Here is a 22,318-nt window from a genome sequence, read left to right as displayed (position 1 = left end):
GTTCTGCTTGTTTCTGCTTCGTGCTGAACCTTATCAGGCACTCTTTCGCTTTCGCAATTCGCCGCTCTCGCGTTTCCTTGCCAGCTCCAGAAGCCTTTCTTCCGGTCCTGCCCCGCAGACTTTATCAGAGCCACTCTCGCTTTACCAACTCGGCGCTTTCGCGCTTTCCGCTGGATTAGCAGCTGTGTTTCTGCTTTGTCTTTCAGTACTTTAGCGGAGCTATTCTCGCTTTCGCAATTCGGCGCTTTCCGCGCTTTCCTGCTGAAAGTTTGAAGCCTTATCCGCCTCAGTCCTGGAGGACTTTAGTGGCTTTCGCTCTAATCACCAATTCGGGAAACCCGCGGTGTTTATCGCTTCAACCGGTCCCACCCATGGCCGTGCTGGTCTGGTTGAACCAGACCCTGAGGTTCTTTCGCCGATTCGAAGATCAACATCTAGAACACCCTGGCTCGAGCGATGCTCGAAGAGTGGAGGTGGCCGCTCCGGGGCCGGAAGCCCGCCCGAAGACTCGCGCTTGCTTCCCGCCGCACCCTGGCGACTCGGAGAACACTACACACACCCTGACGCCGTTTCAAATCGCCAGGGCAACTTTTTTCGTGCGATGTTCTGGGCCCCACTCTAGACCCCCGACACAAGGCCCCGTGAGCCGTTTGCTCCACCCGGCACCAGGGGCCTCGTGAGCACCGGTCAGGCGGGCGTGAAGAGCTCGATCGGGTTGCCGGCCGGGTCCTCGACCACGGCCTGGGCGCCGCCCCGGCCATCGATGCGGCTGGTGCGTACCCGAGCTCCGGCCTCACTCAGACGACGGAGCTCCTGGTCGACATCGGCCACCTCGAGCTGGATACGGCTCCAGCCCCCGGGGCTCGGAACCTTGCCGTCGTCAGCGGCCTGCCCGGCGCCGCCGGCACCAGGGGTGTTCAGCATCAGCCGCAGCCCGTGACCCTCGAGCATCGCGAAGCCGCCGGCCCGCGGACCGACGTCCTCGAATCCGAGCTCGCGGTAGAAGGCGACGGCGGCGGTGATGTCGTCGACGATGTAGCGGAATCCTGGAATCATCTGTCTCTCCTCTCTGCAACACTACTGTTGCATAGTAGGCTCCGCACATGGCTTCTCGTCAAGGGCGTACGGATCCCCGAGTGGTGCGCAGCCGGGAGAGGGTGCTCGAAGCGGCGCTCGCGGAGCTCGCCGAGCGGGGATACGGCGGCTTCAGCATCGACGGGGTGGCGACCCGCGCCGGCGTCGCCCGGAGCACGATCTACCGACTGGGGCACGACCGACTCAGCCTGGTCGCCGCGGCCATGGAGACGCTCAACGTGCAGCCACGCCCGGAAGCCGGCGGGCAGGACCCTCGCGCCGACGTGGTCGCGATCGTCGCCCATCTCGCCTCTGCCATGCAGTCGTCACTGATGTCCGACTGCCTCCCCGCCGTGCTCGACGGCGCCGAGCGCGACCCGGGCCTACGGGAGCTGCACCACCGGTACAGCGCGCAGCGGCGTACGCGGCTGGTCGATGCACTCACCCGGCTGCGGGAGTCGGGGCAGGATGTCGGGGATCCGGAGCGGGCGGCGGAGGCGTTGGCCGGCGCGGTGTTCTATCGGCGGCTGATGACGCCGGTGCCGCTGCGTACGGAGGAGGTCGAGGGACTCGTCGCGACCGTTCTCGGGGAGAAGTGAACCGGCGGCCGGCTCAGCCGACGCCGATGTGCTGGTAGTCGAGGTCGATCAGGGCGACGGCACGGTCGCCGTACGCATCGACCTCGCGAGGATAGGGCGCGCCGGTGTATCGGGTGGCGAGCTCGTCGATGATCTCCCAGCGCGTGTCGTCCTCGACCCAGCCGACGACGCGGCCGCGGAGGATCACCGGCATGAAGTCGTTCTCCGGCGGCGCCAGGGAGAGCGCGATCCGCGGGTCGGTATGGAGATTGCGGTACTTGCGGCCGCGGTTTCCGGTGAGGAAGACGACGTGGTCGCCGTGGGTGCCGATCCAGACCGGGGAGGTGCGCGGGGCGCCGTCGGGTCCGATGGTGGCGACATGGGCCAGGGCGGTCCCCTCGAGGAAGGGGCGTACGTCGGGGTTGATCATCGGTCTTCTCCTTGCTGTGGGTCAGCGGATGACGCGGTAGTGGAGGTGGGTGACGCCGGGTGCGGGGACGACGTCGACGATCTCGAGCGAGATGTGCTCGGGGAGCTCGTTGAAGAAGCGGCGGCCGGCGCCGAGGAGCACCGGGACCTGGTGGAGGACGATCTCGTCGACGAGGCCGGCTCGCAGTGCTTCAGTCACGACGCCACCGCCCATGAGTCCGACGTCCTTGCCGCCGGCCTGCTCCTTGGCGAGGGCGATCGCGTCCTCGATGGTGGTGGCGAAGGTCTGCCGGGCGTGGGTCGCAGGCGCCGGACGATGGGAGAGGACGACCAGCGGAGCGGTGGGATGCGGTGCTCCTCCCGTGTCCCAGCCGGAGTCGTCGTAGGTGTTGCGGCCGGCGAGGCTGACCCCGTCGCGAACGGCCAGGGCGTCGAAGACGCGGGCGCTCTGCTCGGAGAGCTTGAAGCCGTCGAAGACCTGACTGGGGGTGTCACCGTCGAAGTACCAGTCGAAGAGGACGCCACCGTCCCCTAGGCCGCGACCGGGGCCGGGGCCACGTCCGGTGATGAAGCCGTCGACTGAGACCGAGAGTGCTGCGAGGACCTTGCTCATGATCGCTCCCTGAGGTCGGAGTTTCCTGAAGAGACTCTGTGACCGTAACACTCTGAGTTCCTTCAAGGAACCCCAAATGGTAGATTCGGGTCATGCAACGTACGAACTTCGGTGACATGGCCTGCTCGATCGCGCGGACGCTCGATGTAATCGGGGAGCCGTGGTCGCCTCTCGTGCTGCGCGACATCTGGGTCGGTATGAACCGCTTCGACCAGATCCAGGCGGATCTCGGGATCTCGCGGAAGGTGCTCACCGAGCGACTCGGGCATCTGGTCGAGCACGGGGTGCTGGAGAAGCAGGCGTACGACAACCGGCCGCGCTATGAGTACGTGCTGACGGAGAAGGGGCGCGAGCTCGTCGACGTACTGATGGTGATGGTCGGGTGGGGTGACAAGTGGCTCGCGGGCGAGGCCGGGCCGCCCGTGCTCTACCGCCATCACGCGTGCGGTGAGATCGGGCGGGTCGATCTGCGGTGCTCCCACTGCGGCGAGCCCATGCATGCCGATGACATCGACGTGCTGCCCGGGCCGGGCGCTGCTGCTCCGGAGCCGGCCTCAGCGGGGTAGCGGACCGGTGTAGGCCTGCCGCGCCGTCTCCACGGCCGGCATGTTCGCCTCCGACCAGTTGCCGACGGCGGCGAAGACCGGCTGGAGGCTGCGGCCGAGGTCGGTGATGTCGTACTCCACCCGGGGTGGCACCTCGGCGTGGTAGCGGCGCTCGACGAGGCCGTCGCGCTCGAGCTGGCGCAGGCGCTGGGTCAGCACCTTCGAGGAGATCGTGCCGAGGCGGCGCTCCAGCTCCACGAAGCGCTGGGTCCCGAACTCGTGCAGCGTCCACAGGATCGGGGTGGTCCATCGGCTGAAGATCAGCTCGACCGCCGGGGTGATCGGACAGGCCGCCACCGGCTCGTCAGTGCTCGGACGCCAGGTCATCTCGCTCCAATACTTACCTTGGGGAACCCACTGTATCGAGGGATCTAACGTCGTTCCATCACCAGATCCCAATCACGAATGGAGACCTCGATGATCGTCATCACCGGAGCGACGGGGAATGTCGGGCACCCGCTCGTCGAGCTGCTGGCCGACGCCGGGCACGCCGTCACGGCAGTCTCGCGCGCGACGTCCGCTGCACTGCCCTCCCGTCCCGGAGTCGTCACCGCGGTGGCCGACCTCTCGGACGTCGCGACCCTGGCGCCGGCCCTCGCGGGTGCCGAGGCGCTGTTCCTGCTGGTCAGCGGCGCCGGCGCTCACGTCGACGGGCCGGCGCTGATGAAGCATGCCGAGGCTGCAGGCGTACGCCGTGTGGTGCTGTTGTCCTCGCAGGCCGTCGGCACCCGACCGGGGACGCCGTCGCACGCACCGCTCGCCGAGCTCGAGGAGGCGGTGCGGGGCTCGGCGATGGAGTGGACGATCCTGCGCCCCGGCGGCTTCGCGAGCAACGCGCTCGCGTGGGTGCCGATGATCAAGGAGATGAACGCCGTCCACGCGCCGTACGGAGATGTCGCGCTTCCCGTCGTCGATCCCCTCGACATCGCCGAGGTCGCCGCGGTGGCTCTGACCGAGGACGGTCACTCGGGGCGGATGTACGAGATCACCGGTCCCACCGCGACCACGCCGCGGCAACGGGTCGAGGAGATCGCCGCGGCGACCGGGCGTCCGCTGGAGTTCGTCGAGCTGTCCCCGGAGCAGGCACGCCGCCAGATGTCGGCGTTCATGCCGCCGGAGGTTGTCGAGGGGACGCTCGCCATCCTCGGGCACCCCACCGCCGACGAGCAGGCGGTCAGCCCGCACGTCGAGGAGGTGCTGGGCCGGCCGGCACGCGGTTTCGGGGAGTGGGCTCGGCGGTTCGCCGCTGCGTACGCCTGAGGTCAGCTACCGCCGGCGGCGCTCAGCTCCTTGAGCGCAGCGCCGTCGATGCGGTGGACCTCCCACTCGTTCTGCGGGACCGACCCGAGGGAGCGGTAGAAGGCGATCGACGGTTCGTTCCACGTCAGCACCCACCACTCGAGGCGGCGCCAGTCGTTCTCGACGCAGATCTCGGCGAGGCGTACGAGGAGGGCCTTGCCGGCGCCGGCGCCGCGGTGGGCGGGGTCGACGAAGAGATCCTCGAGCCAGATGCCGTTGCGGCCGGTCCAGGTGGAGAAGGTGACGTACCAGACCGCCATGCCGATGATCGTGCCCTCGACCTCGGCGATGAGGCAGCGGGTGGTCGGGGTGCCGGACTCGGGGAAGAGCGCCGCGGTGAAGTCGGCCTCCGTGGCCTCGACGGCGTCGGGCTCCTTCTCGTAGACGGCCAGGGCATGGACGAGGCGGAGGATCTCGGGTACGTCGGCGGGAGCTGCATCGCGGATGGTGACGGTCACGGATCGATCCTAGGACTACTCGCCAGTTCAGGAATGCGCATTCCAGTGAGACGCAATCGCAATCGCGGTGCAACAAAGGCTTCCTACGTTTCGGGGCGTCCCCAACAGATTGGATACCCCCACATGACGCAGACTCAGTCACGTCGGAACTTCCTGCGCAATGTCGGCCTCGCCGGTGGCGCGGGAGTCATGTTGCACAGCATGGGTGCTCTCGGGCTCACCTCGGCTCACGCCGCGGAGACCCCCAGCTTCACTCCTCCCAAGCCTTCCGATCTCGCCCGGGCCGGCAGCAAGTCGGTGGTCATCCTCGGCGGCGGCATCGCCGGGCTCACCGCTGCGTACGAGCTGCTCAAGGGTGGCTACAAGGTCACCGTGCTCGAGGGGCGCGAGCGGCCGGGCGGTCGCAACTTCACCGTGCGCGGCGGGACCCGGGTGACCGATCTGAACGGGGTCACGCAGGTGGCCGGGTTCTCCAAGGGTCAGTACATGAACGCGGGGCCGGGGCGGCTGCCGCAGAGCCACATCACGCTGGACTACTGCAAGGAGCTGGGCGTCCCGATCGAGGCGTTCACCAACCAGAACGCCAACGCACTGCTCTACTACCCCGGCGACCACGGCATCGGCGCGGTGCAGATGCGTCACGCGAAGGCGGACACGTACGGCTATGTCTCCGAGCTGCTGGCGAAGGCGACCGACAAGGGTGCCCTGGACGAGGAGCTGACCGCCGCCGACAAGGAGGCGCTGATCGCCTTCCTGAGGAACTTCGGCGACCTCGGCTCCAAGGCGGAGGGGTACGCCTACACCGGCTCCAGCCGCGCAGGCTACACGGTCGAGCCCGGGGCCGGGCAGGAGTCGGGCACCGAGGTCGCACCGAACTCGATGAGTGCCGTCCTCGCCGCCGGGCTGGGTCAGTACTTCTCCTTCGAGTTCGGCTACGACCAGGCGATGATGATGTATCAGCCGGTCGGCGGCATGGACGCGATCCCCAACGCCTTCGCCCAGGCCATCGGGGCGCGCAACATCCGCTACGGGGCCGAGGTCATCGAGTGGAACAACACCTCGACCGGCGTCTCGGTGGCCTACAAGGCTCGCGGCAGGACCGAGACCATCAAGGCGGACTTCGCGATCAACTGCATGCCGCCGAACATCGCGGCCAAGGTCCAGCACAACCTCGGCGCCGACATCACCGCGAGCCTGAAGTCCTTCGGGCCCTCGAACGCCGGCAAGATCGGGATCGAGTACGACCGGCGCTGGTGGGAGGAGGACTTCCGGATCTACGGCGGCATCACCAACACCCGCCTCGACCTGCGCAACCTGTGGCACCCGTCGTACGGGTTCAACGGGGACAAGGGCACGATGATCGGCTACTACAACACCGGTAGCGCGGCCGACACCTACGGCGCGCTCAGCCCCGCCCAGCGGCTCTCGCGAGCGGTGGACATGGGCAAGCAGATCTTCGGGGACGTCTACGGCAAGGGCATCACCGCCTCCTACAGCCAGGACTGGAAGTCGCAGAAGTTCTCCGAAGGAGCCTGGGCCTACTCGACGACGGCCGACACCGATCCGCTCTACACGCGGCTGCTGGACGCCACCGGCAACACGTACTTCGCCGGTGACCACCTCAGCCACTCCGTGGCCTGGCAGCACGGCGCGATCACGGCCGCCCGGGCAGCCGTCGAGAAGCTGCACGCGCGGGTGACGGCATGATGTCGCCGCGTACGAAGGTGGTGGCTGTGGTCGGGTTGACCGCGGCTCTGGTCGCTCCGACGGCGGCTGTCGCCGGGAGCAAGTGGTCGGATTTCCCGCCGCGTGGTGGGGAGACGATCTCGGTGCTGCCCGCAGGGCAGGACAACCCGTCGATCGCCAACGGCGTCGCGATCGGGCCGGAGGCCGCGATCTACAAGACGAGCGGGCTCGGTCCGTCCCGGCTCAACACCACGGCGAGCGGCGAGGCGGCCTACATCGACACCGCGGTGTTCCCGGGTGGCGAGCTGCCGCCGGGCGTGACCATCACCGAGGCCCAGGGGATCAACGTGCTGCGCCGGATCGGGGAGAACCTCGAGGCGGCCGGGCTCTCCTACGACGACGTGATCACGATGCGCGTCTTCCTGCAGAACCCCGCGGGCGAGGCGAAGATGGACTTCGCGGGCTGGAACCGGGCCTACCGGCAGTTCTTCGCGAACACGTCGGTCTCGACCGGCGAGGCGATCCCGGTGCCGTTGGGCACAGCTGCGCCGGCGGCTCCGATGGTCGTCAATCCTGCCCGGCCGTCGCGGTTCGCGCTCGAGATCGAGAACCTGCCCGTCGACGGATGGCTCGTCGAGGTCGAGGTCGACGCGGCCTACCCGGCGAAACGGAGGTAGCTCCTCCACAAACGAGATCGCCCTCTCCGAGCAATGCTCGGGGAGGGCGATTCTCGTGCAGCTCAGACCGTGGTCAGAGCTTGGAAAGCTTGGGGAAGGGGCTGGCAATACGCACCAGTCGGGGACCGAAGTCGACAGTGACTGCGGCCGTTTCTTTGTTGACGACCCGACCCAGGCCGAAGGAGTCGTGGGAAACCAGGTCCCCTGACTCGAACTGCTCAATGACCGGCTCGGGATCTGCCTTGAAAGGACTCGCGGCGAAGTGTCGCCGCCGGGGGGTTGAGGTAGTCATCCCTTCGAGTATGTGGCCTCAGACACGAATTAGGGAATGCACAAGATGGTCACAATGACCCATCAGATCGTTTCAGGCCGGCGTGTAGTCGGCCTTGTCGTAGCTGGCGCTGCGGCGGTAGTGGGCCGAGATGCTGGGCCAGTTGGTGGTGATGCGGCCGTTCCGCTCGCGATACCAGGAGGTGCATTTGCTCCAGACGCTGTCGGCCAGCTTGTCCTGGATCCGCGCGTCGTAGGCCTCCTCGACCTCCGCGCGCACCTCGAGCGGGCCGGCGTCGGCGACGTGGTCGGCGTACCGGCCGAGGTAGCGGGCCTGGGTCTCCAGGAAGAAGATGATCGAGCCGCCACCGGTGTTGGTGTTGGGGCCGTACATGATCAGCAGGTTGGGGAAACCCGGGACGGTCATGCCGTGGTAGGCGTGGGCGCCGTCCTTCCAATGGGTGTGCAGGTCGCGGCCCTGGGTGCCGGTGATCGTCATCGGGGCGAGGAAGTCGGTGGCCTTGAACCCGGTGCCCCAGATGATCACGTCGACCTCGTGGTGCTGCCCGTCGGCGGTCGTCACGCCGGTCGGGGTGAGCTCGACGATGTCGTCGGTGATCACGTCCACGTCGGGCTGGGCGAGGGCCGGCAGGTAGTCGTCGGCGAAGAGGATGCGCTTGCAGCCGAACGGGTAGTCGGGCCAGACCTTCTCGAAGAGGCCGGGCTTCGCCGCGGTCTGCGCCTTCATGTGGCGCTTGGACCAGGCCCGCATGACCGCACCGAACGGCTTGACGTGGAAGGACGTGGTGAGCCACTCGGCCTGGACCCAGATCTTCGCGCGGTTGAGGAGCTGCGGGATCGGACTGGCGGCGTCCGTGCGCTCGAAGTCCTTGCGCGGGACGATGTAGGGCGCCGAGCGCTGGAAGAGGAGCACCTGCGCCGCGTCCTTGCGCACCTCGGGCACGAACTGGATGGCGCTGGCGCCGGTGCCGATCACCGCGACCCGCTTGTCGTGGAGGCTCACGTCGTGGTTCCACTCGGCGGAGTGGAAGGCCTCTCCCCGGAACGTGTCGGCGCCGGGGATGTTCGGGATCGAGGGACGGGAGAGCTGGCCGACGGCGGGGACGAACAGGTCGACCGTCTCCGTCTCGCCCGTGCTGAGCTCGAGCTGCCAGGTCTTCGACTCGTCGTCCCAGCGGGCGGCGGTCACCTCGGTGTGGAACCGGATGTGGCGGCGTACGTCGTACTTGTCGACGACCCGGTGGATGTAGTCGAGGATCGCAGGCTGGCGGGAGAACTTGTGGGGCCAGTGCGGGTTGGGCTCGAAGGAGTAGGAGTAGAGGCTGGAAGGTACGTCGCAGGCGGCGCCCGGGTAGGTGTTCTCGCGCCAGACACCGCCGACGTCTCCGGCCTTCTCGAACACGACGATGTCGTCGTGGCCGCGCTTCTTGAGCTCGATCGTGGCGGCCAGGCCGCCGAAGCCGGTGCCGATGACTGCGATGCGCAAGAGATCCTCCGAGGGCGGGAGCGACGGTGTGACCTGGACCATACCGGGAGAATGTGAATCTGCGCGACAGGACCGAAAGGTAAGAAGTGGGACGCCCGCTCGTCTTCCTGATTAGGTTCGGCTAACCTAATCGCATGATCGTCTGCCAGTGCCGAGTCGTCACGGACCGTGACGTCGACGCCGCGCTGGCCGACGGGGCGCGCACGGTCAGTGCGATCTGCCGCTCGACGGGAGCCGCTCAGGACTGCGGCTCGTGCATCTTCTCGGTGAAGAAGCTGGTCAGCCAGCATCTCGAGCAGGAGTGCTCGCACCTCGTGGCCGACGGCGCCGCGAGCTGACGTACGCAACCGGTCACAAACTGAGTCTGTCCTCACTCCCGGGGTGCCGTGCGAGTATCGGGACAGATCCCGTTACCGGAGGTACGTCATGCAGCCAGTCGATCCACGCGTCGTCGAGCTCCTCAACGAGGCGCTCACATTCGAGCTCACGGTCACCAACACGTACTTCCTGCATGCTCGGATGCTCGACAACTGGGGCCTGCCCAAGCTCGGCAAGGTCTTCTACGACCTCTCCATCGACGAGATGCGCGACGCCGACGACATCATCAACCGGATCCTGATGTTCGACGGCCACCCCAACGTGCAGCGCCTCAACGCCATCCAGGTCGGTGAGACCGCCGAGGAGATGCTCTCCCTGGCCCTGGCGAGCGAGCGCGCCGCGGTCGCGCAGTTCAACGTCGGCGCCAAGGAATGCCACGAGCTCGGCGACCACGGCACCGCTGCCGTCTTCGAGGAGATGGTCCGCGACGAGGAGAAGCACGCCGACTGGTTCGAGGCCCAGCTCGACGCGATCGATCGCGTAGGGCTCCAGGCCTTCCTGGCTCAGCACGTCGGTGCGGGCGAGGGACCCGGCTGAGCCGAGCCCCTCTGTCCCTCTGCCATCCGGTCAGGCAGGCACCGCGTCGTCGATGCAGAGGATGTTGTCCTCGCTGTCCTTGAACCAGGCGGCATGCCCCGCCTCACCGAGGCCGGCGACGTCACCGTCCCAGGTCATTCCGGGCATGTCGTAGTGCTCGAAGCTGACCCCCTTGGCGCGAAGGGCTTCGGTCTCCTTGCGGACGTCGGCCACGTGGAACTGGGCGATCGTGTGCCCGGCCTTGCCCGCCTGCTCGGTCTCGTAGAGGTGGAAGGACGTCCCGCCGGCCGTCGTGTAGACCAGCCAGCCGTCGCTCTCCTCGCTCGGCTCGAGCCCGAGCTTGTCGGCGTAGAAACGGCGTGCCCGCCCGAGGTCGGCGGCCGGGATGTTCGCCCTCACACTGCTGTCGGTCAACATCGCGGGCCTCCTCAGGCGCTCTCGAACCAGGGGCGGTGGAGGTCGTAGTAGGTCGCGCCCTGCATCGCGTAGTCGAGCTCGCGGCGTACGTCTTCCGGGGGCTCGATCTGCTCGCCCTTGCGGGCCTCGGCCTCGCTGGTGAACGCGATGGTCTCGACGAAGCTGCCGTCCGCCTCGATCGCGAGGGTGCCGCCGAGGATCTCGGGGCGCATCTCGTGCAGCTGGGTGGTGTCGGTCGTCATCATCGCCTTGAGCCGGCTCGGGTCATCGACCTTGCCACGGATGATCTGCACGAACCCGGCGTCGTCGGAGCCGCCGTCGAAGAGCAGCGTGACGTCGTCGCAGTCATGGAACTCCATCGGCCCGTCCATGACCTCGGCCATCTTCGCGGCCCACTCCCCCTGCTCGGGGCGGTCTGAGTTGGCCATCGCCGCCTCGCGGGACTCGAAGCGGACCACCCCGATGAGCTGGCCGTCGTCGGTGAATCCGTAAGTGCCGCCCAGCCACCCGGTCGCGCCCGGCGCCAGATCGCGCCGCCACTCGTCGAGCAACTGGTGGGCCTCGTCCTGCTTGGTGCAGGGGCCCTGAATCATCTGGATGAACATCGCTGCCTCCTCGGTCGTCGTGTGCCAACAGACCGGTCGAGGCAGGTCTTGGGCCCCGGCCGGGCCCACTCGCAACGTACGTCCGAAGAGTCGCCCCGCACATACCCCAAACAGGCGGTTTTGAAACGACGCCGTCAGTCGACGTCGACCCAGTCGAGGGTGCGGTCGACGGCCTTCCGCCAGCCGGCGGTCCCCGCCTCGCGCTGCTCCTCGCTCCAGGCCGGCGTCCAGCGCTTGGACTCGTTCCAGTTCTGGCGGAGCTCGTCGGTGTCCTTCCAGAAACCGACGGCGAGCCCGGCGGCATAGGCGGCACCGAGGGCGGTGGTCTCGGCGACGACCGGACGGCTGACCTCGACGCCGAGGACGTCGGCCTGGATCTGCATGCACAGCTCGTTGGCGGTGATGCCGCCGTCGACCTTGAGGACCTCGAGGCGTACGCCGGAGTCCTTCTCCATCGCTTCGGCGACGTCACGGCTCTGGTAGCAGATCGCCTCCAGGGCCGCGCGGGCGATGTGGCCGCTGTTGTTGAACCGGGACAGGCCGACGATCACGCCGCGGGCGTCCGAGCGCCAGTAGGGGGCGAAGAGACCGGAGAAGGCCGGGACGAAGTAGACCCCGCCGTTGTCCTCGACCGTCTTGGCCAGCGCCTCGACCTGCGTGGCGTTGCTGATCACCCCCAGCTGGTCACGCAGCCACTGCACGGCGGAGCCGGTGACGGCGATCGAGCCCTCCAGGGCGTACGTCGGTGGCTGGTCGCCGAACTGGTAGCAGACCGTCGTGAGGAGGCCGTTCTGGGAGCGTACGAGCTCCTGGCCGGTGTTGAGGAGGAGGAAGTTGCCGGTGCCGTAGGTGTTCTTGGCCTCGCCGGCGTCCAGGCAGACCTGGCCGACCATCGCTGCCTGCTGGTCGCCGAGGATGCCGGTGATCGGGACCTCTCCGCCGATCGGACCGCTCTCCAGCGTGGTGCCGTAGGCGTTGTGATCGGAGGAGGGCCGGATCTCGGGGAGCATCTGGCGCGGGATGTCGAAGAAGCCGAGGAGCTCGTCGTCCCAGTCGAGGGTCTCGAGGTCCATCAGCATCGTGCGGCTGGCGTTGGTGACGTCGGTGACGTGCACTCCCCCGGCAGGGCCACCGGTCAGGTTCCAGACGATCCAGCTGTCGGTGGTGCCGAAGATGGCGTCGCCGTTCTCCGCTGCCTCGCGGACACCGTCGACGTTCTCCAGGATCCACTGGATCTTGCCTCCGGCGAAGTACGTCGCGGGCGGGAGCCCTGCCTTGCGGCGGATGATGTCGCCACGCTCGTCCTTGTCGAGGGCGGAGGCGATCCGGTCGGTACGGGTGTCCTGCCAGACGATCGCGTTGTAGTAGGGCCGTCCGGTCCTCTTGTTCCACACCACGGTGGTCTCGCGTTGGTTGGTGACGCCGAGCGCGGCGATGTCCTTGTCCGTCAGGCCCTTGCTCCCGAGCGCGATCTGGACCACCGCCCTGGTGCGCTCCCAGATCTCCACCGGGTTGTGCTCGACCCAGCCGGCCTTCGGCAGGATCTGCTGATGCTCCAGCTGGTGGCGAGCCACCTCCTTGCCGCCGTGGTCGAAGATCATGCAGCGGGTGCTCGTGGTGCCTTGGTCGATGGCTGCGACGTAGTCGGGCATATCGTCGGTCCTCTCTGCGTCGGGAGATCTTCCCTATCCTTTCACCCTCCTGCTCCGCGGCCCTGAAAACGCGAGTTCGACACCGGCGAGGCGCAGGTCGCGCTCCGGGGCCGGTGGCGTCACCCGGGTGAACAGACGAACCGTCGCGTACGCAGCGGCGAACCAGCCCACCAGCAGCCCGAGCATCGCGAGTCCGGCGCCGACTTCGAAGAGCGCCAGGCCGGTTGCGGAGGCGAGGGCGCTGCTGCCCGTCGCGACGGTTCCGATCGGGAACGTGAATGACCACCAGGTCGGTGCCATCGGGAGACCGTCGCGGATCTGACGTACGGTCAACGCGAGCGCCAGGATGGTCCACAGCACCGTGAAGCCCCAGACCGGGACGCCGTAGCAGACCGCGAGCATGCTGAGCGAGTGGCCGTAGTCCGGCACCACGGCGGGCGCGAGCTCGCCGAGATGGTGGACCGCCGTGGTCGACTGGCCGAGGAAGCCCAGCACGATCCAGACGGTGGGCAGTGTCGCGGGGGCGAGGGCACCGTGGCGGACGAGTCGCTGCCAGAGCTGGTTGAGCACGAGGAACCCGGCGACGACGGTGAGACCGAAGAAGGCGTAGCAGACCATGAGGAGTGTCTCGCGTGCCTGGCCTGCCGCGAGGTGCGGCACCAGGGCAGCGCCGGTCGTCGCCGACACCATCGGCGGTACGACCGGCATCAGCCAGCCTCCCGTGGCGCTGTCGTCGCCGACCTGGTGCCGGGTGATCGCCCGGTAGGGCACCGCGATCGCGGTCCAGAGGCCGAGCACTGTGCCGGCGGTCCACAGCACAGCCGCCAGGCACAGCGCGATCGAGTCACCGAGGACCTCACGACCGACGCCGACCGCGCCGGCGCCGACCGTCATGAGCGCCATGGCCGGGGCGCCGTAGAAGTGGGACAGCACCGGGTCGTCGTACTGGCGGCGGAGCAGCGAGCGCTCCTTCCGGATCGCGGTCAGCATCACCGTCGCCGTCGTCACCAGGAGGAGGCACGCTGCCAGCCAGAACACCAGCGCGACCGGCGTCGCCCCCGGCACGTGAAAGGGCAGACCGGGAAGGACGAGGGCGACGATGCCGGTGCCCATGGTGGCGGTGTACCAGTTCGGGCCATAGGGGATGCTCATGAATCCATGCTCGGCGCCGCGGCCGGACGCCGGTAGAACCCCTTTCGCTGTGGAGTCACAGGGATATCCTGTGACCATGCTGCCCGATCTTCCGTCACTCCGCCTGCTGGCCGACCTCGCCCGCCTCGGGAGCATCGGGGCCGCCGGACGCGCGGCGGGGATCTCACAGCAGTCCGCCTCGCAACGGCTGCGGGCGATGGAGACGCAGGTCGGCCTGGTTCTCGTGCAGCGGGCCCATCGAGGATCAGAGCTGACCCAGGCCGGGAAGCTGCTGGTCGAGTGGAGCGGTGACCTGCTCGAACGCGCCGACGAGATCGAGATCGCCCTGCAGACGCTGCGCCGCGGTCGCTCCGACGAGCTGCACGTGCACGCGTCGATGACGACCGCGGAATACCTGCTGCCGCGCTGGCTCGTCCGCCTGCGCCAGCAGCGGCGGGTGGCGGTGAGCCTGCGCGCCGCCAACTCCGAGGACGTCGTGGCCGCCGTACGCCACGGCGAGGCGGACCTGGGCTTCGTCGAGGGCCCGGTCGCCACCGACGGCCTCTCGACGGCCCTGGTGGGGAACGACGACCTCGTGCTGGTCGCGGCGCCCGACGATCCCTGGGCACGACGCCGTTCGGGGATCAGCGCACGCGAGCTCGCGACACGTCCGCTGACGTGTCGCGAGCTCGGTTCGGGCACCCGCGCGGTCGTCGAGTCCGCGCTGGCCGCCGTCGGTGAGCGCCTGGCCGACCCGGAGGTCGAGTTCGCGACGAACGCCGCCATCCTCGCCGCGGTACGTGCCGGTGGGTCCCCGGCGTTCGTGTCGAGCCGGGCGACCCAGGCCGACCTCGACCTCGGCATCCTCGTCAGCGTCCCAGTCGCGGAGCTCGATCTGTCCCGGGAGTTCCGGGCTGTGTGGATCGGCGGCTCGCGCCCTCCCGCCGGTCCCGTTCGCGACCTGCTCGGGATCGCCGGCGCCTGAGCCGGGTCTCGTGGCTGTTCAGGCCATGGACCGAGGCTGGTCCTCGACCACGTTGCCGGCCCGGCGCGAGGCCAGCTCCTCGGCCAGGATCGGCACCCCGACGTTGCACGAGTGAATGCCGACCACGGTGGCGAGCTTGAGCACCTCGAGGATCTCCTCGCCGGTGACGCCCAGCTCCAAGGCGGCCCGGATGTGGCGACGTACGCCGGGGGCGTACATGTGTGTGCAGGCAGCGTCGACCGCGATGCAGAGCAGCTCGACGACCTGCGGTGAGAGGACGCCGTTGCGCCAGGACCGGGTCGCCAGTGCCAGATAGTCCTCGGTCCACTCCGGATCGAGCTCGGCCAGCTCGTCCCACAGGGCATTCCACTGCCCGGATGCACGCATCGCCGATGCCACACCGTTCGGAGGCAGCTCGTCGGGTCGGCCCTCGGGCCGCTTCCCCGATCCGCTCACGACCGCACCAGCTCGGTCCCGCCCGCCCGAGCGGAGCGATGGATCAGGTCCGCCACGAAATCGTCGACCTCGGGCCATGGGCCGTAGCCCGAGGCGGGATTGAGGTGACCGACCTCGCCCAGGTCGACGAGGCGCGAACCCCAGGTCTCGGCCATACCGGCAACCCGCCGAAAACCGGCCAGCGGATCGTTCCGGCTTGCTGCGACCGTGGTCGGGAAGGGCAGCCGACGTCGTGGCACCGGGGCCCAGCCGTGGGCACGGAGCTCCGGCAACGTGGGATAGCCGTTGGGCAGCGGCACCTCGAAGTCGGGTGGCGCCGCCAGCAGCGCGGCCCGGACGGGCCGCGTCGCGGTCTGCGCCCAGTGCACCGCGATCAGGCAGCCGGCGCTGTGGGCCACGAGGACCACTGGTTCGTCGATCTCGTGGAGCACCTCGTCGAGGGCGGCCACCCGCGCGGCGAGACTCAGCTCGTCGCGCTCGAGGGGCGGCACGATGCGTACGTTGTCGAGCCTTTCGGCGTACAACGTCTGCCAGTGGTCGGCAACGTGGTCGCGGAGCCCGGGGACGATCACGATCGTCGGGGAGTTGGCAGAGGTCATGGGTTGCTCCTCACGGTTCGGAGGTGAGTCAGGGGGTGGTCGTGGCCGTCACGGCCTGCAGCCGTCGTACGCCTGAGGGGTGCAGGCGACGGCCGAGCAGGAGCACCGCGATGGCGGGCAGGTAGACGACCGGGGCGAACTGCAGGGCGGAGAGCAGGCCGAGCCGATCCGCCAGGACGCCCACGACGAACGGCCCGAGGGCCAGGCCCAGAAGGTTGTTGGAGAGGGTCAAGGTGCCCATCGCGGTGGCCCGCACGGAGGCGTGGGTGAGGCTTGCGACCATGGCGGCGGTCGGGCCGGAGGAGCCGGCCGCGAAGAAGGCGCCCACACCGACGAGCACCGACGACGCCGTCCCGGCCTCGAGGTGGAAGCCGATCGGGAGACAGACCAGCGAGATCGTGCAGAACGCGACCGCGGCGAGCCATTTGTGGGTGACGTCGCGGCGGCCCACCCGGTCGGTGATCATCCCGCAGACGACCATGCCGCTGCCGATCAGCAGGACGAAGACCGCGGCGGCCGCGGCGGCTCGGTCGGTGGCCATGTCGTGATAGCGGTTGAAGTAGCTGGGCATCCAGGCGAGCATCACCGCGGCGGTGAACATCTGCAGGCCGCCACCGACGTACGCGCACAGCACCGCGGGATTGGTGTAGAGGCTCGACAACGGTGCCCGCAGCCGAGGCGCGGACGTCTCCGGTTCGGCGGCCTTCTCCGCACTGTGCGCGGCCACCCTTCGCTCGGTCACCACGAGCCGGAAGACCGCGACCAGCAGCAGCCCGAAGACGCCCATGGCGACGAAGGACCATCGCCAGCCGACCTGGACGGCGATGACGCCGCCCAGGACGACCCCGACGACGGAGCCGAACGAGCCGCCGGCCATGAAGGCACCGCTCAGGGTCGCATGCAGCCGCGGCGCGAAGACACTGAGCACCAGCGCGATGCCGACGCTGCCGTAGGCGGCTTCGCCGACGCCGACCAGGAACCGCGCGCCGAGCATCTGCTCATAGTTGGCGGCCAGCGCGCAGAGCAGGGTGGCCACGCTCCACAGCACCGCCATGATGACCAGGCTCCGAACCCGGCCCCAGCGATCCGCGACGATGGACAGCGGCAGCGTGAGCAGCCCGACCATGAGCGCGACGACGCTGCTCAGCGAGGCGAGGTGCGAGTCGGAGAGAGCCCATTCGGCCTTGAGCACAGGAAACACCGCGCTCAGAACCTGGCGCGACATGTAGTCCGAGAGCAGCAGCCCGAAGGCGAGGGCGAACACGATCCAGGCGTACGTGGTCGTCCGGGTCCGGCCCGAGGCCGGCGCCGGGACGCTCACATCATTCTGCGTCGTCATGGCCTGTCCCTACGCGTGCTGGGTGAAGCCGACCTGGCCGGGACGGCGGTTCGGCGCGTAGCCCAGCTTGGCCAGGGTCTCGTCGGCATCCGCGTACGTCTGGCCGATCCGGTAGATGTCGTGAGCGTCCTTGGCGTCGGCGACCTCGCGGCCGAGCTCGTCGGCGATCCGCACAAGCTGCCTGATCTGCTCGACCGAGGTGTGCTTCTCCCCCTTGCGGCCCCAGATCGTGTCCTCGTTGCCGCACCGGGTGTGCAGCCCCATCGCGATAGCCATCGCGTTGACCGGAAGTACGCTGCGCATGAGCGTCTCCAAGGTCAGGCACGCACCGTCGGGGACCCGCTGGATGAAGTTCATGATGTTGTAGGGGTTGGGGCCGTCGAAGCCGCCGCCGATGCCGACCCAGGTCAGGTTGAGCGGCCCGGTGTAGACGCCGCGGCGGATCAGTCGCTCGACGGTCTCCAGCTGGGGGATGCTGGAAAGCTGAAAGTGCGGCTGGATGCCGTTGGCCTGCAGTCGTCGCAGGTGCTCCTCGACCCAGGCGGGACCGGCCGGGACCGTCATCTCGCGGTAGGCCTCGGCGAGCTCGGGGCGCTCCATGGAGGTGCCGGCGATGTCGTCGGCGGTCATCAGCTCCATGATGTTCATCTGGCTGGTGTTGATCGCGATGGTGACCTGGTCGGGCTTCGGGTCCAGCTCGGCGAGCATGTGCCGGGTGTCGTCGGAGAGCCACTTGGCGTCTGCACCCTCGCCCTCGGGGGCGAACGAGATCGAGCCGCCCACCTGCAAGATCATCTCCGGGACGGCCTCGCGCAGGCCGGCGAGCAGCTCGTTGAACTTGGAGAGGCGCTTGGAGCCCTTGCCGTCGAGCTCGCGGACGTGGATGTGGAGGACGGTGGCACCGGCCTCGAAGCAGTCCACCGCCTGCTGGATGTGCTCCTCCATGGTCAGGGGCAGGTCCTCGCGGAAGTCGTCCGGCTCCCACTCGGGGCCGTACGGGGCGGCGGTGATGACCAGCTTGTCCTGGAGCTCGGGGAACAGGGCGTCGTCGTGGAAGTGCATGATCGGTCTCTCTTTCGGGTGAGGTGGTGTCGATTCGGGCAGAGCTCGGAGGAGCTCAGAAGGGGCGGTCGCCGACGATCCCGGCGCGCTCCATCCGCCGGACGGCGGGCCAGTAGTCCTGGACGGCGTAGTGCTGGGTGGACCGGTTGTCCCAGATCGCGAAGCTGTTCTTGGTCCAGCGCCAGCGCACCTGGTACTCGGGAATGCCTGCCCGGCTGGTGAGGTAGCGGAGCAGCTCGCCGGCGCCCGGCGCGTAGTCGATGCCGGTGCGTACGTTCTCGGCGGTGTGGAAGTTGGTCAGGTGTGTGGTGAAGCTGTTGACGAACAGGATCTTTTCGCCGGTCTCCGGATGGGTGCGCACCACCGGATGCTCGGCGTCGGGAAACCGTTCCTTGAGCGCGAGCCGGTCCTCGATCGGCAGGCGGGCGCCGAAGGTCGCCTCGATGCTGTGCCGCGCCCGGAGGCCGGCGATCTTGGCCTTGACCTCCTCGGGCAGCTGCTCGTAGGCGAGCGCCATGTCGACCCAGATCGTGTCCCCGCCGACCTCGGGTCCCTCGATGCAGCGCAGGACTGCTCCCATCGGCGGGTTCATCCGCCAGGTGGCATCGCAGTGGTAGGCGTTCTCGAACCGCTCGGGCGGGCTGTCGAGGTCCTTGTAGATCCGGACCAGGCCGGGATGGTCAGGGTCGGAGCCGACGACCGGGTGGTCCTCGAGCCGCCCGAACCGCTCGGCCAGTGCGACGTGGTCGGCGCGAGTGATGTCCTGCTCTCGGAAGAAGACGACCTTGTGGCGCAGCAGCAACGCCTTGAGCTCGCCGAAGAGGGCGTCGTCGTGGGCGACCTCGGCGAGATCGACTCCGGACAGCTCCGCGCCGATGCTGCAGGTCAGCGGCTCGACCGCGAACCTGGAGCCGGGCTCGTCGGCCGTCGCGAGGCGGTCGGGGTAGGTGGTGGACATGGTTTCTCCCCTGTCTGTGGGTAGGGCTGTCTGTGGGTAGGGCTGACCGCCGGCGTGGCGGGGCCACGTCGTGTGCGGTGTGGATGGATGTCGGCCAGGGCCTCAGACCTTGAAGACCGAGGAGCCGACGGTGCGGCCGGCCTCGAGGTCGTGGTGGGCCTCGACGCAGTCGGCCAGGTCGTAGCGCTGGTTGATCTCGACGCGGATCCGGCCGGATCCGACGTGGTCGAAGAGCTCTCCGGCCAGCGCGGCGCGCTCGGCCGAGTCGGCGATGTAGTCGGCCAGCGCCGGCCGGGTGACGAACAGGGATCCCTTGACGGCGAGCTTCATCGCGTCGATCTGGGGGATCGGGCCGGAGGCCGTGCCGAAGCAGACCAGTAGGCCCCGGCGGGCCAGCGAGTCCAGGGATGTCTCGAAGGTGGTCGCACCGATGCTGTCGTAGACCACCGGCACGCCCGCGCCGTCGGTGAGGCGGCGTACCTCGGCCGCCACATCCTGCTCGCGGTAGACGATGACCTCGCTGCAGCCGTGGGCGCGAGCGACCTCGGCCTTCTCGTGCGTCGAGACGGTCCCGATCACCCGGATCCCGAGCAGCGCGGCCCACTGGCAGAAGAGCAGACCCACCCCGCCGGCCGCGGCGTGGAGCAGGACGGTGTCCCCGGCCTCCAGCGGATGGATGCGACGAAGCAGGTAGGCGGTCGTCAGGCCGCGCATCGTCATCGCCGCCGCGGTCTCGAAGTCGATGTTGTCGGGAAGCCTGATCAAGGAGTCGGCCGGCATCACCCGCTCGGTGCTGTACGCACCCAACGGGCTGCCGGTGTAGGTCACCCGGTCGCCCAGCTCGAAGTCGGCGACCCCCGGCCCCACGGCCTCGATCACCCCGGCGCCCTCGACACCGAGGCCGTTCGGGAGCGGAGCCGGGTAGAGCCCGGTGCGGAAGTAGGTGTCGGCGAAGTTGAGCCCGACCGCTGCATGGCGGATCCGGACCTCGCCCGGCCCGGGGTCGCCCACCTCGACGGGCACCCAGCGCATGACCTCGGGGCCTCCGGTGTTCTCGATCCGTACGGCATGTTCCATGTGAAACCTCCTCCGACCAGCAATGTGACGCACGCAACACTAGGGATCGAAGTCGGTCGTCGCTTATCCTGACGGGACATGTTGCTTGTCATTCAGGGACACCCGGAGGACGTGTGAAGCCACTCGCTCGCTATGCAGCCCTCAACGGGTACGCCGACCTCAGCAGGTCGCTCGGGCTCGATCCGAGCGACCTGCTCAGGCGCTGCGGCCTCGACCCGGCCGGGCTCGGAATGCCGGACCGGTGGGTTCCCGCGGTCGCCGTCGCCACGCTCCTGGAGCTGTCGGCGCGGGAGTCGAACCACGCCGACTTCGGGCTACGGCTCGCAGAGCTGCGCCGATTCTCCAACCTGGGACCGGTCAGCCTGGTCGTCCGGGAGGAGCCGGACGTACGCAGCACCCTGCGCATCCTGAGCCGCTACGAGCACATGTACAACGAGTCGCTGCGCACCCGGCTCACCGAGTCCGGCGGGACAGCGACGATCCGGGTCGACCTGGACCTCGGGGAGCCGGGGGAGTCACGCCAGGCGATCGAGCTGGCCGTCGCTGTGCTGCACCGTCTGCTGAGCGGATTCCTGGGTTCTGGGTGGCGCCCGCTCGCGGTCTGCTTCGCCCACCATCCGCCGGCTGACATCGCGACCCATCGGCGCATGTTCGGCACGGCGGTCACCTTCGACCACGAGTTCCACGGCCTGGTCTTCTCCGCGGCGGACCTCTCGACCCCGAACAGGATGGCCGATCCGGGCCTTCACCAGTACGCCCACCAACTCCTGGAGTCGCTCGAACCCTCGCGCGTGGGGACGGTGCCGGACCGGGTTCGCGAGCTGATCGAGGTCTTGCTACCGACCGGACGATGCTCGATCGAACAGGTAGCGCGCAGTCTCGGAGTCGACCGCCGCACGGTGCATCGGCGGCTCGCGGCGTACGACCTGACCTTCTCCTTACTGCTCGACGAGACCCGCTCAGCGCTCGCCGAGCGGATGCTCGCCGGCGGGCGCTACACGCTGACCGAGATCTCCGAGCTCCTGTCCTTCTCGGCCCCGAGCAACTTCACCCGGTGGTTCCGCGGCAGGTACGGCTGCAGCCCGAGCAGCTGGCGCTCGGACCAGTCGCGGCGTACGTCGCCTATTCCTTGATGCGCTCGAGCTTGGTCCAGCCGGTGTAGCCACGCTTCTCGACCAGGCGCATGAGGTCGCGGGCGACGGGGACCTGCTCGACGAACATGGCGTCGAGCAGGGCGGCGAGCTCGTCGGGCATGGCCTGGTCGCCGTCGACGTAGGCGGCCCAGTCCTCGTCGGATACCGCGTCCATCTGAGCGACGATCTGGTCGGCGATGGTCTCCAGACGGGGGTCGCCGGGCTCCCAGTCGAGCATGGCCTCCATCTCGCGATAGGTCTCCACGACGGAGGGGTCGTCGAGCTGGCCGACCTTGTTGCGGATGAAGGCCTCCATGCTCTGCGGCTGCTGGGCGGCGACGAGGATCCAGGCGTCGCGTTCACCCTCGATCATCCGCTCCGGGATGCCGAGCTCCCGCATCCGTTCCAGGTAGGCGACCGCCTCGGGCGGGAGGGCCAGCCCGTCGCCGTGGACGAGCCGGGCGATCCGCTCGCGGTGGCCCTGGCGCTCGCGGATCTCGAGCCGAAGGCGCTTGTCGATCTCGGCGACCGCGGTCTTGAAATCGTCGTCGCCGGCGTCCAGCAGCTCCTTGACACGGGAGAGCGGGACGCCGGCGTCGGCGAGGATGCGGATCTTGATCAGGTCGACCACAGCAGCGGCGTCGTAGCGTCGGTAGCCCGAGTGGTCGCGCTCGGGCTCCACCAGCAATCCTTTGGCGTGGTAGTGGCGCACGGCCCGAACGGTGACCCCGGCGTAGGACGCCAGCTGGCTGATCGTGAGCATCCCCGAATGGTGCCCTCGACCAGCCGTCGC

General features: G+C 68.6%; 28 protein-coding genes. 10 read left to right on the top strand and 18 right to left on the bottom strand.

The annotated features are described in order from the left end of the window. Positions 1 to 214: hypothetical protein (locus ABTX24_RS05020; RefSeq protein WP_350837850.1), on the top strand; the 214-nt coding region annotated here is incomplete at its 5' end. 473 nt (positions 215 to 687) lie between these two features. Here ABTX24_RS05020 and ABTX24_RS05015 read toward each other — a convergent pair. Next, positions 688 to 1,056: a VOC family protein gene (locus ABTX24_RS05015; RefSeq protein WP_350837848.1), complete on the bottom strand. Its 369-nt coding sequence runs from the start codon at positions 1,054 to 1,056 to the stop codon at positions 688 to 690. A 47-nt stretch (positions 1,057 to 1,103) separates the two neighbouring features. Here ABTX24_RS05015 and ABTX24_RS05010 point away from each other — a divergent pair, with 47 nt between their 5' ends. Next, entirely contained in the window at positions 1,104 to 1,673 is a 570-nt protein-coding gene (locus ABTX24_RS05010; RefSeq protein WP_350837846.1) for a TetR-like C-terminal domain-containing protein, read from the top strand. Positions 1,674 to 1,686: 13 nt separating this feature from the next. Here the strand turns inward: ABTX24_RS05010 and ABTX24_RS05005 are convergent, their stop codons facing one another. Both ABTX24_RS05005 and ABTX24_RS05000 read right to left on the bottom strand, forming a co-directional pair. Then, complete coding sequence (locus ABTX24_RS05005) at positions 1,687 to 2,082, bottom strand: TIGR03618 family F420-dependent PPOX class oxidoreductase (protein WP_350837844.1); 396 nt, start codon at positions 2,080 to 2,082, stop codon at positions 1,687 to 1,689. A gap of 21 nt (positions 2,083 to 2,103) precedes the next feature. Then, positions 2,104 to 2,694, bottom strand: coding sequence for a dihydrofolate reductase family protein (locus ABTX24_RS05000; protein ID WP_350837842.1), 591 nt, complete (start codon positions 2,692 to 2,694; stop codon positions 2,104 to 2,106). A gap of 92 nt (positions 2,695 to 2,786) precedes the next feature. Between ABTX24_RS05000 and ABTX24_RS04995 the strand changes: the two genes are divergently transcribed. Further along, positions 2,787 to 3,260 (top strand): winged helix-turn-helix transcriptional regulator, encoded by a 474-nt coding sequence (locus ABTX24_RS04995; RefSeq protein ID WP_350837840.1) that lies wholly within the window; start codon positions 2,787 to 2,789, stop codon positions 3,258 to 3,260. Here the strand turns inward: ABTX24_RS04995 and ABTX24_RS04990 are convergent. After that, positions 3,249 to 3,626: a winged helix-turn-helix transcriptional regulator gene (locus ABTX24_RS04990; RefSeq protein ID WP_350717688.1), complete on the bottom strand. Its 378-nt coding sequence runs from the start codon at positions 3,624 to 3,626 to the stop codon at positions 3,249 to 3,251. The genes ABTX24_RS04995 and ABTX24_RS04990 overlap by 12 nt on opposite strands. Positions 3,627 to 3,716: 90 nt before the next feature. Between ABTX24_RS04990 and ABTX24_RS04985 the strand changes: the two genes are divergently transcribed. Continuing rightward, the gene (locus tag ABTX24_RS04985; protein ID WP_350837838.1) at positions 3,717 to 4,559 is read left to right on the top strand and encodes an NAD(P)H-binding protein; all 843 of its coding nucleotides are present in this window, start codon (positions 3,717 to 3,719) and stop codon (positions 4,557 to 4,559) included. Between the two features lie 2 nt (positions 4,560 to 4,561). Here the strand turns inward: ABTX24_RS04985 and ABTX24_RS04980 are convergent, their stop codons facing one another. Then, a complete protein-coding gene (locus tag ABTX24_RS04980) occupies positions 4,562 to 5,056 on the bottom strand; it encodes a GNAT family N-acetyltransferase (protein ID WP_350837836.1) in 495 nt (164 codons plus the stop codon). Between the two features lie 123 nt (positions 5,057 to 5,179). On the opposite strand from ABTX24_RS04980, the gene ABTX24_RS04975 reads away from it, so the two are divergent. Beyond that, positions 5,180 to 6,763, top strand: a complete 1,584-nt coding sequence (locus ABTX24_RS04975; RefSeq protein WP_350717682.1) for a flavin monoamine oxidase family protein — start codon at positions 5,180 to 5,182, stop codon at positions 6,761 to 6,763. A 26-nt stretch (positions 6,764 to 6,789) separates the two neighbouring features. Further along, complete coding sequence (locus tag ABTX24_RS04970; protein WP_350837834.1) at positions 6,790 to 7,419, top strand: Rid family hydrolase; 630 nt, start codon at positions 6,790 to 6,792, stop codon at positions 7,417 to 7,419. A 73-nt stretch (positions 7,420 to 7,492) separates the two neighbouring features. On the opposite strand, the gene ABTX24_RS04965 is transcribed toward ABTX24_RS04970, so the two are convergent. Together ABTX24_RS04965 and ABTX24_RS04960 are read right to left on the bottom strand one after the other, a co-directional pair. Continuing rightward, entirely contained in the window at positions 7,493 to 7,711 is a 219-nt protein-coding gene (locus ABTX24_RS04965) for a hypothetical protein (RefSeq protein ID WP_141790972.1), read from the bottom strand. Between the two features lie 72 nt (positions 7,712 to 7,783). Then, positions 7,784 to 9,196, bottom strand: a complete 1,413-nt coding sequence (locus ABTX24_RS04960; RefSeq protein ID WP_350837832.1) for a flavin-containing monooxygenase — start codon at positions 9,194 to 9,196, stop codon at positions 7,784 to 7,786. Between the two features lie 134 nt (positions 9,197 to 9,330). Between ABTX24_RS04960 and ABTX24_RS04955 the strand changes: the two genes are divergently transcribed. Further along, a complete protein-coding gene (locus ABTX24_RS04955; RefSeq protein WP_160026189.1) occupies positions 9,331 to 9,534 on the top strand; it encodes a (2Fe-2S)-binding protein in 204 nt (67 codons plus the stop codon). An 88-nt stretch (positions 9,535 to 9,622) separates the two neighbouring features. Beyond that, positions 9,623 to 10,111: a bacterioferritin gene (gene bfr, locus ABTX24_RS04950; protein ID WP_160026188.1), complete on the top strand. Its 489-nt coding sequence runs from the start codon at positions 9,623 to 9,625 to the stop codon at positions 10,109 to 10,111. A gap of 30 nt (positions 10,112 to 10,141) precedes the next feature. Here the strand turns inward: bfr and ABTX24_RS04945 are convergent, their stop codons facing one another. The 4 genes from ABTX24_RS04945 to ABTX24_RS04930 form a co-directional block, all read right to left on the bottom strand. Next, positions 10,142 to 10,528, bottom strand: a complete 387-nt coding sequence (locus ABTX24_RS04945) for a VOC family protein (RefSeq protein WP_350837829.1) — start codon at positions 10,526 to 10,528, stop codon at positions 10,142 to 10,144. 11 nt (positions 10,529 to 10,539) lie between these two features. After that, positions 10,540 to 11,133 carry a hypothetical protein gene (locus ABTX24_RS04940; RefSeq protein ID WP_160026187.1) on the bottom strand — a complete coding sequence of 198 codons (594 nt, stop codon included), beginning with the start codon at positions 11,131 to 11,133 and terminating at the stop codon, positions 10,540 to 10,542. Positions 11,134 to 11,267: 134 nt separating this feature from the next. After that, positions 11,268 to 12,785 (bottom strand): glycerol kinase GlpK, encoded by a 1,518-nt coding sequence (gene glpK / locus ABTX24_RS04935; protein ID WP_160026186.1) that lies wholly within the window; start codon positions 12,783 to 12,785, stop codon positions 11,268 to 11,270. 33 nt (positions 12,786 to 12,818) lie between these two features. Beyond that, the gene (locus ABTX24_RS04930) at positions 12,819 to 13,937 is read right to left on the bottom strand and encodes a TDT family transporter (protein WP_350837827.1); all 1,119 of its coding nucleotides are present in this window, start codon (positions 13,935 to 13,937) and stop codon (positions 12,819 to 12,821) included. Positions 13,938 to 14,013: 76 nt separating this feature from the next. On the opposite strand from ABTX24_RS04930, the gene ABTX24_RS04925 reads away from it, so the two are divergent. Then, positions 14,014 to 14,901 carry a LysR family transcriptional regulator gene (locus ABTX24_RS04925; RefSeq protein WP_350837825.1) on the top strand — a complete coding sequence of 296 codons (888 nt, stop codon included), beginning with the start codon at positions 14,014 to 14,016 and terminating at the stop codon, positions 14,899 to 14,901. A gap of 18 nt (positions 14,902 to 14,919) precedes the next feature. Here ABTX24_RS04925 and ABTX24_RS04920 read toward each other — a convergent pair whose 3' ends face one another. The 6 genes from ABTX24_RS04920 to ABTX24_RS04895 form a co-directional block, all read right to left on the bottom strand. After that, a complete protein-coding gene (locus ABTX24_RS04920; RefSeq protein WP_350837823.1) occupies positions 14,920 to 15,357 on the bottom strand; it encodes a carboxymuconolactone decarboxylase family protein in 438 nt (145 codons plus the stop codon). Beyond that, positions 15,354 to 15,956 (bottom strand): RBBP9/YdeN family alpha/beta hydrolase, encoded by a 603-nt coding sequence (locus ABTX24_RS04915; protein WP_350837821.1) that lies wholly within the window; start codon positions 15,954 to 15,956, stop codon positions 15,354 to 15,356. The genes ABTX24_RS04920 and ABTX24_RS04915 overlap by 4 nt, the downstream gene beginning before the upstream one ends. Before the next feature lie 28 nt (positions 15,957 to 15,984). After that, positions 15,985 to 17,295, bottom strand: a complete 1,311-nt coding sequence (locus ABTX24_RS04910; RefSeq protein ID WP_350837819.1) for an MFS transporter — start codon at positions 17,293 to 17,295, stop codon at positions 15,985 to 15,987. A gap of 9 nt (positions 17,296 to 17,304) precedes the next feature. After that, the gene (locus ABTX24_RS04905; RefSeq protein WP_350837817.1) at positions 17,305 to 18,357 is read right to left on the bottom strand and encodes a beta-keto acid cleavage family enzyme; all 1,053 of its coding nucleotides are present in this window, start codon (positions 18,355 to 18,357) and stop codon (positions 17,305 to 17,307) included. 55 nt (positions 18,358 to 18,412) lie between these two features. After that, positions 18,413 to 19,315 carry a TauD/TfdA dioxygenase family protein gene (locus tag ABTX24_RS04900; protein ID WP_350837815.1) on the bottom strand — a complete coding sequence of 301 codons (903 nt, stop codon included), beginning with the start codon at positions 19,313 to 19,315 and terminating at the stop codon, positions 18,413 to 18,415. Between the two features lie 102 nt (positions 19,316 to 19,417). Beyond that, the gene (locus ABTX24_RS04895) at positions 19,418 to 20,392 is read right to left on the bottom strand and encodes a quinone oxidoreductase family protein (protein WP_350837813.1); all 975 of its coding nucleotides are present in this window, start codon (positions 20,390 to 20,392) and stop codon (positions 19,418 to 19,420) included. Between the two features lie 113 nt (positions 20,393 to 20,505). On the opposite strand from ABTX24_RS04895, the gene ABTX24_RS04890 reads away from it, so the two are divergent. After that, on the top strand, positions 20,506 to 21,525 hold the full coding sequence (locus ABTX24_RS04890) for an AraC family transcriptional regulator (RefSeq protein WP_350837811.1): 1,020 nt from the start codon (positions 20,506 to 20,508) through the stop codon (positions 21,523 to 21,525). On the opposite strand, the gene ABTX24_RS04885 is transcribed toward ABTX24_RS04890, so the two are convergent. Then, positions 21,515 to 22,288, bottom strand: a complete 774-nt coding sequence (locus tag ABTX24_RS04885; RefSeq protein WP_350837809.1) for a MerR family transcriptional regulator — start codon at positions 22,286 to 22,288, stop codon at positions 21,515 to 21,517. The two genes, ABTX24_RS04890 and ABTX24_RS04885, sit on opposite strands and share 11 nt — an antisense overlap. Positions 22,289 to 22,318: the final 30 nt, after the last annotated feature.

Source organism: Nocardioides sp. NPDC127514, from assembly GCF_040302125.1.
In the GTDB taxonomy this organism is placed as follows: Bacteria; Actinomycetota; Actinomycetes; order Propionibacteriales; family Nocardioidaceae; genus Nocardioides.
Note: the sequence above shows the minus strand (reverse complement) of the source record. Positions and strands in the feature narration are given on the sequence as shown.

Excerpts from the sequence above, each read along its gene's own strand:
- ABTX24_RS04895 (WP_350837813.1), bottom strand. The coding sequence starts at position 20,392 with ATGGAACATGCCGTACGGATCGAGAACACCGGAGGCCCCGAGGTCATG.
- ABTX24_RS04905 (WP_350837817.1), bottom strand. The coding sequence starts at position 18,357 with ATGCACTTCCACGACGACGCCCTGTTCCCCGAGCTCCAGGACAAGCTG.
- ABTX24_RS05005 (WP_350837844.1), bottom strand. The coding sequence starts at position 2,082 with ATGATCAACCCCGACGTACGCCCCTTCCTCGAGGGGACCGCCCTGGCC.
- ABTX24_RS05015 (WP_350837848.1), bottom strand. The coding sequence starts at position 1,056 with ATGATTCCAGGATTCCGCTACATCGTCGACGACATCACCGCCGCCGTC.
- ABTX24_RS05010 (WP_350837846.1), top strand. The coding sequence starts at position 1,104 with ATGGCTTCTCGTCAAGGGCGTACGGATCCCCGAGTGGTGCGCAGCCGG.
- ABTX24_RS04915 (WP_350837821.1), bottom strand. The coding sequence starts at position 15,956 with ATGACCTCTGCCAACTCCCCGACGATCGTGATCGTCCCCGGGCTCCGC.
- ABTX24_RS04995 (WP_350837840.1), top strand. The coding sequence starts at position 2,787 with ATGCAACGTACGAACTTCGGTGACATGGCCTGCTCGATCGCGCGGACG.
- ABTX24_RS04930 (WP_350837827.1), bottom strand. The coding sequence starts at position 13,937 with ATGAGCATCCCCTATGGCCCGAACTGGTACACCGCCACCATGGGCACC.
- ABTX24_RS04955 (WP_160026189.1), top strand. The coding sequence starts at position 9,331 with ATGATCGTCTGCCAGTGCCGAGTCGTCACGGACCGTGACGTCGACGCC.
- ABTX24_RS04900 (WP_350837815.1), bottom strand. The coding sequence starts at position 19,315 with ATGTCCACCACCTACCCCGACCGCCTCGCGACGGCCGACGAGCCCGGC.
- ABTX24_RS05000 (WP_350837842.1), bottom strand. The coding sequence starts at position 2,694 with ATGAGCAAGGTCCTCGCAGCACTCTCGGTCTCAGTCGACGGCTTCATC.
- ABTX24_RS04965 (WP_141790972.1), bottom strand. The coding sequence starts at position 7,711 with ATGACTACCTCAACCCCCCGGCGGCGACACTTCGCCGCGAGTCCTTTC.
- ABTX24_RS04940 (WP_160026187.1), bottom strand. The coding sequence starts at position 11,133 with ATGTTCATCCAGATGATTCAGGGCCCCTGCACCAAGCAGGACGAGGCC.
- glpK (WP_160026186.1), bottom strand. The coding sequence starts at position 12,785 with ATGCCCGACTACGTCGCAGCCATCGACCAAGGCACCACGAGCACCCGC.
- ABTX24_RS04975 (WP_350717682.1), top strand. The coding sequence starts at position 5,180 with ATGACGCAGACTCAGTCACGTCGGAACTTCCTGCGCAATGTCGGCCTC.
- ABTX24_RS04990 (WP_350717688.1), bottom strand. The coding sequence starts at position 3,626 with ATGACCTGGCGTCCGAGCACTGACGAGCCGGTGGCGGCCTGTCCGATC.
- ABTX24_RS04985 (WP_350837838.1), top strand. The coding sequence starts at position 3,717 with ATGATCGTCATCACCGGAGCGACGGGGAATGTCGGGCACCCGCTCGTC.
- bfr (WP_160026188.1), top strand. The coding sequence starts at position 9,623 with ATGCAGCCAGTCGATCCACGCGTCGTCGAGCTCCTCAACGAGGCGCTC.
- ABTX24_RS04910 (WP_350837819.1), bottom strand. The coding sequence starts at position 17,295 with ATGACGACGCAGAATGATGTGAGCGTCCCGGCGCCGGCCTCGGGCCGG.
- ABTX24_RS04945 (WP_350837829.1), bottom strand. The coding sequence starts at position 10,528 with ATGTTGACCGACAGCAGTGTGAGGGCGAACATCCCGGCCGCCGACCTC.
- ABTX24_RS04885 (WP_350837809.1), bottom strand. The coding sequence starts at position 22,288 with ATGCTCACGATCAGCCAGCTGGCGTCCTACGCCGGGGTCACCGTTCGG.
- ABTX24_RS04925 (WP_350837825.1), top strand. The coding sequence starts at position 14,014 with ATGCTGCCCGATCTTCCGTCACTCCGCCTGCTGGCCGACCTCGCCCGC.